This is a genomic window from Arthrobacter sp. P1_D4 (assembly GCF_056406115.1).
In genome coordinates this window covers 1-13156 of the sequence record NZ_JBFUAU010000016.1, presented here as the reverse complement: position 1 = coordinate 13156, position 13156 = coordinate 1, and the positions used below count along the sequence as shown (strand labels likewise).

Below are 13156 nucleotides of genomic sequence, written 5' to 3'. Positions count from 1 at the left end.
GTCTTAAACGAGCCCGTATAAGGCAGTCTCCGGCCGGACAACCTCCACAACGGGAACGGCCGGGCACGCTGGGGAGCGTGCCCGGCCGTGTGTCCGGTGTTTGTGGTTGTTGCCCGGTCAGGTCCGTGACTCTGAGAGGGCCGGAGCGGCCTGGACCTGGTGGGCGGGTGGCTGGGCGCGGCGGTTGAGCCACATTTCGAAGACGTCGCTGGTGTGCCACTCGAAGGAGGCGAGCACCGGGGTGCCGTTGATGTCGTAGTCGACCTCGTCGAAGTAGAGCAGCGGGACGCCTTCGTTGACCTGGAGCTGTGCGGCCTCAGGGGGTCCGGCGAGGACGGGGAGCAGCTTGGCCCGCCCGTTCCGGACGCCGTAGTTGAGGGTCTCGAGCAGGTCGAACAGGGACGGGCCGAGGTTGGACCGGGCCGCTTGGGGCACGAGGGCCAGAGGGACGCGGTCGAGGCTGTAGACGACGGGCCGGGCATCGGCGAACCGGACCCGTTCGACGATGACGACCTCGGCCCCGCGGTCCAAGCGGAGCCGGGCCCGGTCGCCGTCATCGGCGGGTACCACGCGCTGGGAGATGATCCGGATGCTGGGGGTGAACCCGGCGGCCTGAATCATCGCGGTGTAGCTGACGTTCAGGTCCAGCGCGTGGCGCTGCGGCACCCTGGTGACGTAGGTGCCTTTGCCATGGAGGCGGGAAAGGTACCCGGCGTCGATCAATGCCCGGTAGCCTTCGCGGACCGTGGCGCGGCTCACCGCGAACTTCACCGACATTTCGTCCTCGTTGGGGAGCCGGTCGCCGACGTTATACGTGCCGTTGCTGATGAGCTCGGTGAGTTCATCTCGAACCTGTTCTGCAAGATTTGGCCGGCGACCTGACATGGTGTCCTCCCTGGGGCAATAAATCCAGTGTACTGGCGGTGCGGGTTCTGGTTAGACGCGGGCGCCGGCGGCGGCGTCGGCGTAGGACAGGGCGGTGCGGACCTGGGACACGACGTCCTTTTCGCCGGGGAGCTTGCCGTCGAAGATGGCCGCGCCGATGGTGAAGCCCCAGACGCCGGCTTCGGCGAGACCGCGGATCTGGTCCTCGTTGACGACCGAGCCGGCAGCGATGGTGGGCCCATCGACAACGCGGGCGACGGAGGCGGTGAGTTCCAGCGGATCGACGGTGGCGTGGCGGTAGGCGAGCAGGTCCACGCCGTGGACGCCCTCGAGCTTGGAGAGTTCGGCGGCGTGCGCGGTGATCTCCTCGATGGTGCCGAGCAGTGCGCTGGGGTGCCCGGCGACGCGGCCGGGGAAGGGGGCGAACTTGATTCCGGTGCCGGCGAGCTTCTCGACGGCCTCGGCGGCGAACTTGCCGCCCACGATCCAGTCCACGCCGGCGGCGATGGCGGCGTCGATGGAGTCCATCTCGTCAGCCTTGTCGACCGAGACCACCTCGAGGTAGACCACCAGGTCCGCGGCGTGCGCGGCGGCGGTCAGCTCACGTGCCTTCTCGGCGGTGGCGCCGACGTCCTTGAAGCCGATGTGGCGCAGCCCGGTGTCCTTGACCTGCTCGAGGACCTCCAGGGCGTTGTCGACGGTGCGGTCGTTGTGGGTGAGCATGAAGATGAATTCAGACATTGTTCTTGTTCTTTCGCTTGTGGTGGGTGGTGCCGGGTGGGTGGTGCCGGGTGGGTGCTGCTGCTGGTGGGGTGGTGCGTGTGTGGGTCAGGCGGGGAGGAGTCCGCGGACGTCGTCCAGGACGTGGGTGGGCAGGATGCCGGAGGCGGCGAGGTGGTCATCGGTGGTCGCCCCGGACATCACCAGGGCCGAGGCCATGCCGGCATTCAGGCCCATGGCGACGTCGGTCAGGAGCCGGTCCCCGACCATCACGGCCTCGTGGGCCGGGACGCCGAGGCGGTGCAGGAAGGCGTTGGCCATGTGGACGCTGGGTTTGCCGACGATCGCTTCGGCGCGTCCGCCGGTGCAGGCCTCGATGGCCGCAAGCATCGCGGCACAGTCGGGCAGGCCGCCGTCGGGGGTGGGGCAGTACGGGTCGGGATTGGTGGCCACGATCACGGCGCCGGCCTTCACGGCCTGGTAGGCGCGGGTGAGTTTGTCGTAGTCGAAGGTCCGGTCGAAGGAGACCACCACGACGTCGGTCTGGGCCGGGTCCTCGGTCAGGGTGAACCCGGCGCCGCGCAGCGATTCGATCAGGACCGGTTCGCCCACGGCCAGGACACGGGCCCCGGGGTGGCGGCCGGCGAGGTACAGGGTGAGCGCGTCGAGTGCGGAGATTACGTCCTGGGCCTGGGCCGGGATGCCGAGCCGGGTCAGCTTCGCGGCGTAGGCCTCGGCGGTCTCGAGCGGCTTGTTGGTCACGAAGACCACCCGGGCCCCGGAGTCGCGCAGCGCCGCCACGACGGTGTCCGCGCCCTCGATCAGGTCATCGCCCAGATACAGCGTGCCATCCAGGTCGAAGGCGTAGCCCCGGTAGAGCGGGGCCGCTTCGCGGCGGCCGGTTTCTTTGGCCAGTAGTTCAACGGGCATCGTTGCCCTCCTTTCGGCCCCTTGCGGGGCACAATACAAGTCTAACGTTAGACGTCTAACGACTCAAGTCGATGACCCGCCGGGCGGTCGGCCAGATCAGCCTGGCGGGCTGGCCGGGCTGTCGGGCTTTTTGGTGGGGCTGGGTTGGTCAGGCGTCCGCGGTGAGGGCCTGGTCGGTGAGGGCGAGTTCTTCTTCGGCGGTGTAGTTGCCGACGCGCTTGCGGCCGACGGCGAAGTAGTAGGCCATGAACAGGGCCACCATGATCACGGCGATGACGAACGCGAGGGGGAAGCTGACCAGGGCTGCGGGGATCAGGATCCCGGCCAGGATCAGTGCGATCCACATCGTGACGCGTCCACCGCGTGCCTTGTAGGGGCGGTGCAGGTCGGGGCGCTTCTTCCGCAGCACCAGGGCTGCAGCCATCATCAGCATGTAGGACACGGCCGCGACGAGCACGGAGAGAGTGACCAGGACCGGGATGGCGTCCGGGAGGATGGTGGCGCCCAGGATGACGAAGACGAAGCCGATGACGCCGGGGACGATCAGCGAGCCGACCGGTGCGTGATGCTTGTTGAGCTTGGACAGTGATGCCGGCAGGTAGCCTGCGCGGGACAGGGCGAAGGTCTGGCGTGAGTAGGCGATCACGATCGCGTGGAACGAGGCGACCAGGGCGGCGAGGCTGAAGATCGCGATCACCGGGACGATCCAGGTCTGGGATCCCACGACGTTGGACAGGGCCACGGTCAGCGGGGCTGCTGCGCCGGGGAAGTCGGACCCGCCGACGCCGGCGGCGACGGTGAGGGTGCCGAGGCCGATCACGGCGAGGGTGATGAAGGCCATGATCAGGGCCTTGGGGATGTCCTTGGCCGGGTTCTTGGTCTCTTCGGCAGCCATGGGGAGGCTTTCGATGGCGAAGAAGAACCATGCGGCGAGCGGCAGGGTGGCCCAGAGGCCGCCGATGCCGTTGGGCAGGATGGCTCCGCCCGAGTAGGCGTTCAGGTTATCCAGTGACATCTTCGGCGCACCGATCACCATGAAGACAATGAGGCCGACGACCGCGACGGCGGTGAACACGAATTCGATCTTCATCGAGTTGCCGGCGCCCAGGAGATGGACCACGGTCGAGCCGATGTAGAGGACTGCGGCGCTGACCAGGACCGGCACGTCGGGGAAGAGGACCTGCACGTAGGCGCCGACGGTCAGCGCCACCGCCACCGGGGCAAACACGAATTCCAGAAGGACGCTGACTCCGGCGAGGTAGCCCCAGACCCGGCCCAGTGCTGTGCGGACGTAGGCGTAGGCTCCGCCGGCGTGGGGTACTGCTGCGGACAGTTCGCCGATCACGGTTGAGAGGCCGGCGTAGAGCAGGCCCATGATCGCGATTGCGATTAGGTAACCCCAGTAGCCAGTGAGGCCCAGGCCCGCGTTCCAGCCGTAGTAATCACCGGAGATCACGGCGCCGACGCCGATGCCCCAGAGCAGGACGGGCCCTGCAACCTTGTGAAGATTCTTCTTCTTGTGCTCCGCCTGCACTGGCGAAATTGTGGCTTGTGACACTGACCTGCTCCTTTGCGGGTTGTATCCATCATCGGCGCCACGGGAGGTGGGCCGTCTGATGTTTGACGAGGAAGCCGCGGGATTGCTCCGGTGGCTGGGTGCCGGGCTGAAATCAGCGCTCCGGGACCGGGTGTTACGAAGGGGTGTTACGAACGGCCGCCGCGGGGGCGGCGGGCCTGGCTTTTCTCTGGCGTCATCGGCAGGGAAAATGTCCGGAAGGGGCTTTCGCGACCTTGTTCATCAAGCATACCAAGTCGTTAGACGTCTGACAAGAGTAAGTTTGTGTTGTTTTCCGGGACGGTTAGGCGTGCAGGCCGGCCGCCGCGCGGGCGGCAGGAACTGCCCTTTTCATGACAGCATCTGCAGAGGCGTCATCGGGTACGGAGATCGCTTCCCGCTGGAGGCGCACGAATTCCTGATAGCGCTCCAGTTCGTCGTCGACGTCTTGCGCAGTCCAGTCCAGGGCCGGGGCCACGGCCCTGGCAACCTCGGACGCGGCTTCTTCCCCGAAGTCCTTGGATTCAATGGAAATACGCAGGCGGCGCTCAAGGACGTCCTCCAAATGCAGGGCCCCCTCGTGCGTCACCGCGTACAGCGCTTCAGCCAGAAGGGCGCCGCCGCCGCCGCAGATCTCCAGCCCGAGCACCCTGTTCTCGGCCACAGGCTTCAAGACTTCAGTGGCCATGTTTCCGTATCGACCGACCAGGCGGGCTGCGTGGCTGGACGGCAGTCCGAGGGTTTCGAGCATGTAGGCGCAGACGCTTTCAATCTCGGCGGCAACGAAGTTTTCGCCACCGAGGAGGGGCAGGTCCAGTGTTTGTGAGGGGCGGGCAGTGCTTCGCCCCCGTGTCGCGGCGTCCACAGCGTCCTTTGCCATGACCCTGTAGGTGGTGAGTTTGCCGCCGGCGATCACCGCGATGCCCTCGTGGGGCACGTCAACGACGTGTTCCCTGCTCAGCTGCGCGGTCGAGCCTGCCTTGCCTTTCACGAGCGGGCGGAGTCCGGCGTAGACACCGAGGATATCGTCGTGGACGATCGGGACCTCGAGCACCTTGTTGACGTGATCGAGCAGGTACTGGACGTCCGCGGAGGTGGCGGAGGGATTCGTTTTTCCCAGGTCCCATGGCGTGTCGGTGGTGCCGATGATCCAGTAGTTGCCCCAGGGGATGACGAAAAGGACACTTGCCCCTGCCCGCAGGATCAATCCCATGGTGGACGGGAAGCGATCACGGTCGACGAGGATATGAACCCCCTTGGACATGGTGACTTCGACTGCCGAGTCGACGCCGATCATGGTTTGCGATTCTGCGGTCCACACACCCGTTGCGTTGATGATGGAGCGGGCCCGCACCTCGAACCGCTCACCCGTCTCTTCATCCGAGACGAGTACTGTGTGGTCCGCGCTGCCGGTGCCGGGCATGATCTCCACTGCGCCGGCGCGATTCATCGCATGGACGCCCCGTGACACCGCAGTGCGCACGATCGTTGCGACCAGCCTGGCGTCATCGACCTGGGCATCAAAGTAGCTGATGCCCCCACGGCATGCAGCACGGTTCAGGCCGGGCAGTTCAGCCCTGACGCGCTTGCGGCTGAGGTGGCGGTGCAGTCCGACGCCCGGGTGGCGGCCGCCGGCATAGCTGAACAGGTCATACAGGGCCATCCCGGCCCCCACATAAAACCGCTCAGCCAGCGGCGCGGTGACGGGGTAGAGGAACGAGACAGGCCTGACGAGGTGGGGTGCGATTGTGCGCAGGAGAAGGCCGCGCTCCACAAGGGCCTCCTTGACCAGCTTGAAGTTGAGCTGCTCAAGGTAGCGGATTCCGCCGTGCACCAGCTTGGAGGACCGGCTGGAAGTGCCGCTGGCCCAGTCGCTCTTCTCGATAATGCCGACCGTAAGTCCCCGCGATGCCGCATCGAGGGCAGCGCCGGCGCCGACAACGCCGCCGCCAATAACAAGCACGTCGAGTACTTGCGACTTCATCGCAGCGCGGGCTGCTTCGCGTTGCGCAGTGTTGAGTCGCCCGGTTCCGGGGGAAGTGGCGGTCTTGCTCATTGTGGCCTCCATGGGTCTGCCTGCCTTTCGTGGCCAGGCTTCATCAGCATCAAATGTCATTAGACCTCTGACGAATAAAAGTTGGTGTTGTTTGTTTGGGAATTGGTTTCGCGTGCGGTGAGGCCCGGCGTTTACAGTCCGGCGCCGATCCGTTCCGCTTCGGCGAGGGCGGCCAGGACGTCGGTCTTCGTCCACGCTCCGGTGAGGTAGGCGAGGTCGGCGATGTTGAAGCGGTTGCGCATGAGGTGGCAGTTCGTGAGCGCCCAGATGACGTCGTCTTCCTTGCTGGGGTTTTCCAGTTCGGAGAAACGGGTGGGCGCGCCGGCGGCGCGGAGCGCCGCGACGATTGCTTCCGGTTCGCCCAGCAGGCCCGAGAGCACCTCGGCGTGCGCCGGCCAGGTTGCGGCGGCGTCGCGGATTTTGGCGCCGGCGTCGACGGTACGGAGGTGTTCGAGTTTCTTGGAGTAGTCGGACCAGCACTCGTTGCTCGTGGAGCCGGCCTCGTCCATCCAGTCGAAGGCCTCCCGGACGGTGCGTTCGGCGTCGTCCGGCTCGGGGAGCCGGACGGTGCCGAGGCTTCCGGTGCGGAGCTTCTCGTTCATGTTCCGCCAGAGGATCGCGACGACGACGGTCGCGACGCCGACCTGGGCGCCGTGGTGGGCGGTTGCGGTGCCGCGGGCGGTGTTGGCCATGTCCAGCAGGTGGCTGATGACGTGTTCCATGCCGGAGGACGGGGAGGTTTGTCCCGCGACGCCCATCGAAATGCCCGACAAGGTCACGAACTTGGCCAGCGTCGACAAGGACTCCGGGTCGGAGGTCCCCACGCCGGGGGCAAGGCCCAGGAGTTCGGCGCCGTGGCGGCGGGTCATGGTCGCGGCCTCGGCGGAGTAGCCGCGGTCCATCTCGACGAGGGAGGACAGGTACCAGTCCGCGGGGGCGGTGAACATCGAGATCATGTCGCCGAGTCCGGAGCGGTTCAGCAGTGCCGGCGCCCCTTCCAGGACGTTGCTGTCGACCACGAGTGCGCTGGGCCAGCCGGAGTGGGCGGTGCGCTTGACGCCGTTGATCAGCAGCACGGACTGGTCATCGGCGAAGCCGTTGACGGAGGCGGCGCTTTGCACGACGACGTGCGGCCGGGTCCCGGCGGCGACCTTGCCGATGTCGCACAGGGTGCCGGAGCCGATGGTGACGATGACGTCCGCGCCGGCACAGCCGGCGGTCGCAGCGCTCACGGTGGTCTCGTCGGCGTGGACGTGGCCCGGGAGGGCCACGGTGGTGACCGTGCCGAGGGTTTCCAGGAGGGCCGTGACGGCGGGCTTGAGGTAGGTACCCGAGCCGGTGGTGTAGACGTCCTCGTCGGTCAGGACGGCGATGCTGTTATGGGCCGGGAGGGCGGCGACGATGTCGTGGACGGAGTCCAGCACGTCGGCGCCGATGACGACCTGGTCGAGGCCGACCAGGGGGTGGGAGAGGTAGCGGTCGAGGTCAGACGAGAGCGTCATGGCGTGTCACTTTCTGCGGGATGGATTCGACGGCGTCGAAGAGGGAGCGGTAGTCCTGGTAGGCCATTTCAAGGGCCTCGGCATGGGCAGGGTCGGGGTCGATACTGATCGGGTCGAGTTCGACCACGGCATCGACGGCGGATTCGAGGCTGGCGAAGGTGCCGGCGGCGACGGCGGCGAGCAGTGCCCCGCCGGTGGCGCTGGTCTCCTCGGTGAGCACCTTCTGGATCGGGGTATTGCAGAGCGTGGCCTTCGCCGAGAGCCACAGCGCGGAGCGGGCCCCGCCGCCGACGACCCGGACCGACTGGGCCAGGCCCATCGCATCAATCCGGTCGTAGATGTCACGGAACGCGAAGCAGTTCGCCTCGATGATCGCCCGGGCCATGTCGGTGGAGTCGTGGTTCATCGACAGCCCGGCGAACGTCCCGCGCAGGGAGTCGTTCCACCGGGGCGCCATGGAGCCGGTCAGTGCCGGGATGAAGCGGACCCCGCGGGCGCCGGGCTCTGAGCGGGCGGCGCGGTCGAAGAACTCCTGCTGGCTGACGCCGAGGACGTTCTGGGCAAACCACAGCGTGTTGCCGCCCGAGACGAAGCCGGGGTTCTCGATCAGGTAGGTGCCGTCCACGGCGTGCGCGTGGGTCTCGACGAGTTTGGTCTCGTCGAAGACCGGGACGGCGCTGGAGACGCCGACCGGTTCGGCCGTGCCGAGGATATCGACGACCACCCCGGGCCGGACCCCGCCGGCGCCCAGGCATGCGGCGTGGTCATCGCCGGTGCTGACCACAACGGCGCAGCCCGTGGTCAGCCCCAGCGCCGCAGCCGCCTCCGCGGTCAGGGTCCCGGCGACGTCGGTGGCGCGGCCGATCTCCGGAAGCTTGGCCCGGTCCAGCCCGGCGGCGTCGATGAGTTCATCGCTCCAGTCCCGGGTCACTACGTCATAGAGCAGCGAGGACGAGGAATTCGCGTGGTCCTGGATCGAACGGCCGGTCATCCATGCGACAGCGTAGCCCCCGACCGAGGGCAGCGACGCGGCCCGCCGGTACACCTCGGGCTCGTTGTCGGCCAGCCACATCAGCTTTGGTCCGGTGTGGCTGGCGTCCAGGTTCAGCCCCGTCCGGGCGAACAGCCAGTCCGGATCGATCGCGTTCCCGAGCCGGGCAACCTGTTCGGTGGCGCGCCGGTCCAGCCAGATAATGGCCGGCCGCAGCGGGCGCATGTCGGCGTCCACCGGCACGACGCCGTCCACCTGGCTCGAGAGCCCGATATGGGTCACCTCGCCCGGCTTCACGCCGGTCCGGGCCAGCACGGCCCGGACGCTGGAGGCAATCCCGTGCCGGTAGTGCGCCGGATCCTGCTCTGCCCAGCCGCTGTGCGGGTGCGCCATCGCATACCCGCTGCTTGCGGTCGCGACGATCACGCCCTCCGGCGACATCAGCACCGCCTTCGCGCTCTGCGAGCCAAGATCACAGCCAATTACATATCCCAATGAAATACTCCTTTGTATCCCAGTGGCCTTCCCCCGAAGCCATCACCATCTGCGTAAGTCGTCAGACGTCTAATAACTAGATTACGGGTGCGGCTCCCGGTCGTCAACCCCCGCCGATGTCCTTCCGGCACGAGCACCCCCGTCGAGGTCCCCGGCCTCGCTTGCGTCACGAGCCGCTGGCCCGGGGTGCAGCCGTCAAGGACGTTGTCAAGGGCCGGCCGCGGTCTGGTCGCCGATTGGCGCAGAGCCTAGAATCGGGCTAGGCGCACCGGGCCAAGGCACCGGCCGGACACGCCCGCCGGAGATCACGTCCATGTTCCAGCGGTGCCGATAGGGGAGGCCCGCCATGGCGGTCGTCAACAGGCCCAACAGTTCGCTGCCGCGGGAACGCGCGTCCGGTGGGGGGTCCTGACCGCTATGGACACCACGGGAAAACTTGAAATGGAACAAAAGTACGACGCCGGGACCTCTGCGGCGCTGCCGGATCTGCAGGAAATCGAAGGTGTGGACCACGTCGCGGAGCCTGTGACGGATCAGCTTGAGGCTGTGTACTTCGATACCCCGGCCCTGGTCCTCGCGGCGCGGCGCATTACCCTGCGGCGCCGCACGGGCGGGGCGGACGAGGGCTGGCACCTCAAGCTTCCCGCCGGGGCCGACCAGCGGGAGGAGATCCATGCGCCGCTGGGGCAGCCGGAGACCGTTCCGGAAGAACTGTCCGACCATCTGCAGGTCCTCATCCGGGGCGACGAACTCGAGCCCGTCGCCCGGCTGAGTACGCGGCGCACCACCTACCGGCTTTACGGGCCGGGCGGTGAGCATTTGGCCGACTTCGCCGACGACCACGTTCATGCCGAGGCCCTGCGGCCGCAGGGGCCGGCCGTCGACTGGCGTGAATGGGAGCTCGAACTCGTCCACGGCACAGCGGAGCTCTTTGAGGCTGCCGCCGCAACTCTGACGTCTACCGGAGCCGGCCACTCCGCTTTTCCTTCCAAGATCGCCCGTGCCCTGGGCGATGCCTGGCCGGCCGAGTTCAGTCCCCGGACTCCAAAGCCCCGGAAGAAGGGACCGGCAGTCGACGTCGTGACCGCCTATTTAGACGCGCGGATTGGCGACTTCATCGCCAATGATCCGGGTGTGCGGATGGGCACGCCGGATGCCGTCCACAAGATGCGGTCCGCGACCCGCCGGGCGCGCTCCGCCCTGGCCACCTACCGCAAACTCTTCAACCGCTCAGCGGTGCGGGAACTCCAGGCTGAACTGAAGTGGCTGGGCCAGATCCTGGGGCCGGCCCGCGATGCCGAAGTCATGCTGGAGCGGCTTCGCCAGCACATCCTGGAGCTCCCGGAAGAACAGAGGTCCGGCCTCTTGGCCCAGATGATCGATCAGGAGCTGGTCGCAGCCCACGACGCGGGCTACAGAAACGTCCTGGAGACCCTCCGGACTGGCCGCTACTTCCGTCTCCTGGGCTCCCTGGAGGACTTCCGGGACAACCCGCCTGCCAAGCCACGCGCCTTCCGGCCCGCGCGCAAGGTGACGGCCAAGCTGGTCAACAAGGCCGCGAAGCGGGTGGAGCGTGCCCGGAAGGCCGTCAAAGGCTCGGCCGACGCCGCGCGCGACACAGCGCTGCACGAGGTCCGAAAAGACGCCAAGCGCCTCCGCCACGCGGGTGAGTCGGTCCTGGAGATCCACGGCAAGCGCGCCGCCAAACTCACCAAAGCGGCCGGACGGCTCCAGACAGTACTCGGCGACCATCAGGACAGCGTCATGGCGACCGACCTCCTGCGCAGACTCGCGGCCACCCCGGACCGGCCCGCCGATGCCGACCTCGGCTTCGAGGGTTTGCTGGAGATGGAAGAACGCATTGCCCGGAAGACGGAGAACAAAGCCCGCAAGGCAGGGAAGAAGCTTCGCCGCTTGCGGCTGCGACCCTGATCCTGGACGCGTCGAGCGTCGGGTTAATGGCCGGACAGGCTGCCGGCCATTGCGGAAACTCTGCCGCGATCCCTGCGGTACATGGCGGAGTGCTCGAGGAAATCCTCCCGTCCGGTGGCCGCAGCGCGGCCGTCCGTCAGCTCTGCCAGTTCGTCCAGCCTGGCCGCGAGGGTTTGGAACACTTGCACGTGTCCGAAGCTGACACCGTACGCGTCAATGAGGGCATCCAGGCGGGACAGCCGCTGCTGCTCTTCGGGAGCCCCGGGGCCGCCGTTTTCCCCCAGCGGCACGAGCCGGTACGCGAGGTAGGCAAAGTCCCAGATTCGTGGTCCCGGCGAGGCCGTGTCGAAGTCGATGAGCGCGGTTAGCCGCCCATCGGCAAACACCATGTTGTACGGCGCGGCGTCGTTGTGGCACACGACTTCTGCGGGTTGGTGAGTGGGCAGTTGCCACGAGAGATCCGCCCGGGCCAGTCCGACGCTGGCGTCGTGAATGCGGCGGAGCAGGGCTCCGGCGTCGCGCAGAACGGAAGGATCCCAAATCCAGTCGGGCAACGGGTATTGTGCTGCATCGCCGTCGATGAAGCTGAGGACCTCGCGGCCATGGTCGTCCGTGCCCAGTGCCTGGGGGACCTCAGTGACGCCAGCATGCCGAAGGGCTTCGAGGAGCGAATGGACGGCCGGCGTCCACGGCCCCGCGGTCCGGCGCACCGTTCGGCCGACCCGCGTGACGAGAGTCGAATTACCTCCGGTCAGAACTTCTTCTTCGTCCATCCGCCCAAATCTACCCCCGTCGACCTTTGCCCAGGACCGGGGGAGCGGAAGACCCGTCCGGTCTCCAACGGCCTGGACGGTGGCGTCGACTGCGTCACTTTGTGCCCCTCCGAAGTTGGACCGTGACTTTCCACCGCCAGCGGGCGCATCCGTGTCAGGATCAGTCATGACCGACCGCCTGATGCTCCTCGACACCGCGTCGCTGTACTTTCGCGCGTTCTACGGCGTGCCCGACACGATCCGCCGCGCCGACGGCACCCCGGTGAACGCTGTTCGCGGGCTGCTCGACATGATCGCACGGCTCACCACCGACTACGGTGCGACGCATCTCGTCGGGTGCTGGGACGACGATTGGCGCCCGCAGTGGCGGGTAGACCTCATCCCGAGCTACAAATCGCATCGGGTCGCCGAGGAGGTGGCAGGCGCCCCCGATGTGGAGGTGGTGCCGGACGCGCTCGAGGCGCAGATTCCGATGATCCGCCGCGTGCTCGAGCTCGCCGGCATCGCCGTCGTCGGGGCTGCCGACCACGAGGCCGACGACGTCATCGGCACCTACGCCAGCCACGCCGACCTTCCGGTCGACGTGGTGACGGGCGACCGCGACCTCTTCCAGATTGTCGACGACGCCCGTCAGGTGCGGGTGGTCTACACCGCGCGCGGCATGAGGAACCTCGAAGTCCTGACCGACGCCGACGTCGTCGGCAAGTACCGTGTGCTGCCCGTGCAGTATGCCGACTACGCGACCCTGCGCGGCGACACCTCCGACGGGCTGCCAGGCGTCGCCGGCATCGGCGAGAAGACCGCCGCGTCGCTGCTCGGCGAGTACGGCACGCTCGATGCGCTGCTCGCGGCTGCCGCGGACGCAGGGAGCGGGCTGTCCACCGCAGTGCGGTCCAAACTCGCCGCGGCGGCGGACTACCTCACGGTCGCGCCCACCGTCGTGAAGATCGTGAGGGACCTGGAACTGCCGACGCTCGAGGAGGCAGGCGCGCGGCTGCACCCTGTCTCCGGCGGTTCGCGGGCCGAGCTTGAGCGTCTCGCCACAGAATGGAACCTCGGCGGTTCGGTCGGCCGGCTCCTTGAGGCATTCGACCTGCGTCGTTAGGGAAGTCCCCGGGGCGTGTGGGCAAATGCCGGGGCGGAGGTGCGATCCGGACCGCACCAAATGGCCCCCGCTTTCCACGGTTCCGTCCCTACAATTAAGTGTGGCCTCCATGGCATTCACGTCGCGGGGGCGACATAACTAAGGAGGTTCATCATGGGCCTGGGTGACAAGATCCACAATGCCGCCGAGAAACTCATGCCGCCGAGAAACTC

General features: G+C 67.3%; 10 protein-coding genes. 2 read left to right on the top strand and 8 right to left on the bottom strand.

The features are described from left to right. Positions 1 to 117: 117 nt before the first annotated feature. From AC1D0A_RS15570 to AC1D0A_RS15540, 7 genes are all read right to left on the bottom strand, one after another. Positions 118 to 885, bottom strand: a complete 768-nt coding sequence (locus tag AC1D0A_RS15570) for a GntR family transcriptional regulator (RefSeq protein ID WP_243178212.1) — start codon at positions 883 to 885, stop codon at positions 118 to 120. A gap of 51 nt (positions 886 to 936) precedes the next feature. Next, positions 937 to 1626 carry a hypothetical protein gene (locus tag AC1D0A_RS15565; protein ID WP_476946240.1) on the bottom strand — a complete coding sequence of 230 codons (690 nt, stop codon included), beginning with the start codon at positions 1624 to 1626 and terminating at the stop codon, positions 937 to 939. A gap of 87 nt (positions 1627 to 1713) precedes the next feature. Next, positions 1714 to 2535, bottom strand: coding sequence for an HAD-IIA family hydrolase (locus tag AC1D0A_RS15560; protein WP_043436900.1), 822 nt, complete (start codon positions 2533 to 2535; stop codon positions 1714 to 1716). 148 nt (positions 2536 to 2683) lie between these two features. Then, positions 2684 to 4093, bottom strand: a complete 1410-nt coding sequence (gene eat, locus AC1D0A_RS15555; protein WP_028278167.1) for an ethanolamine permease — start codon at positions 4091 to 4093, stop codon at positions 2684 to 2686. A gap of 301 nt (positions 4094 to 4394) precedes the next feature. After that, positions 4395 to 6146 (bottom strand): glycerol-3-phosphate dehydrogenase/oxidase, encoded by a 1752-nt coding sequence (locus AC1D0A_RS15550; RefSeq protein ID WP_476946239.1) that lies wholly within the window; start codon positions 6144 to 6146, stop codon positions 4395 to 4397. A 131-nt stretch (positions 6147 to 6277) separates the two neighbouring features. Next, a complete protein-coding gene (locus AC1D0A_RS15545) occupies positions 6278 to 7648 on the bottom strand; it encodes an iron-containing alcohol dehydrogenase (protein ID WP_459383527.1) in 1371 nt (456 codons plus the stop codon). Then, positions 7632 to 9134: a xylulokinase gene (locus tag AC1D0A_RS15540; RefSeq protein ID WP_476946238.1), complete on the bottom strand. Its 1503-nt coding sequence runs from the start codon at positions 9132 to 9134 to the stop codon at positions 7632 to 7634. The genes AC1D0A_RS15545 and AC1D0A_RS15540 overlap by 17 nt, the downstream gene beginning before the upstream one ends. Positions 9135 to 9575: 441 nt before the next feature. On the opposite strand from AC1D0A_RS15540, the gene AC1D0A_RS15535 reads away from it, so the two are divergent. Then, a complete protein-coding gene (locus AC1D0A_RS15535) occupies positions 9576 to 11066 on the top strand; it encodes a CYTH and CHAD domain-containing protein (protein ID WP_476946237.1) in 1491 nt (496 codons plus the stop codon). 23 nt (positions 11067 to 11089) lie between these two features. Here AC1D0A_RS15535 and AC1D0A_RS15530 read toward each other — a convergent pair whose 3' ends face one another. Next, positions 11090 to 11839 (bottom strand): phosphotransferase enzyme family protein, encoded by a 750-nt coding sequence (locus AC1D0A_RS15530; RefSeq protein ID WP_476946236.1) that lies wholly within the window; start codon positions 11837 to 11839, stop codon positions 11090 to 11092. 166 nt (positions 11840 to 12005) lie between these two features. Here AC1D0A_RS15530 and AC1D0A_RS15525 point away from each other — a divergent pair, with 166 nt between their 5' ends. Continuing rightward, on the top strand, positions 12006 to 12944 hold the full coding sequence (locus tag AC1D0A_RS15525) for a 5'-3' exonuclease (RefSeq protein ID WP_476946235.1): 939 nt from the start codon (positions 12006 to 12008) through the stop codon (positions 12942 to 12944). The last annotated feature ends 212 nt before the right edge of the window (positions 12945 to 13156 follow it).

Bases quoted from the DNA above. Each gene is read 5' to 3' on its own strand.
- AC1D0A_RS15570 (WP_243178212.1), bottom strand. From the start codon at position 885: ATGTCAGGTCGCCGGCCAAATCTTGCAGAACAGGTTCGAGATGAACTC.
- AC1D0A_RS15565 (WP_476946240.1), bottom strand. From the start codon at position 1,626: ATGTCTGAATTCATCTTCATGCTCACCCACAACGACCGCACCGTCGAC.
- AC1D0A_RS15560 (WP_043436900.1), bottom strand. From the start codon at position 2,535: ATGCCCGTTGAACTACTGGCCAAAGAAACCGGCCGCCGCGAAGCGGCC.
- AC1D0A_RS15550 (WP_476946239.1), bottom strand. From the start codon at position 6,146: ATGAGCAAGACCGCCACTTCCCCCGGAACCGGGCGACTCAACACTGCG.
- AC1D0A_RS15545 (WP_459383527.1), bottom strand. From the start codon at position 7,648: ATGACGCTCTCGTCTGACCTCGACCGCTACCTCTCCCACCCCCTGGTC.
- AC1D0A_RS15535 (WP_476946237.1), top strand. From the start codon at position 9,576: ATGGAACAAAAGTACGACGCCGGGACCTCTGCGGCGCTGCCGGATCTG.
- AC1D0A_RS15530 (WP_476946236.1), bottom strand. From the start codon at position 11,839: ATGGACGAAGAAGAAGTTCTGACCGGAGGTAATTCGACTCTCGTCACG.
- AC1D0A_RS15525 (WP_476946235.1), top strand. From the start codon at position 12,006: ATGACCGACCGCCTGATGCTCCTCGACACCGCGTCGCTGTACTTTCGC.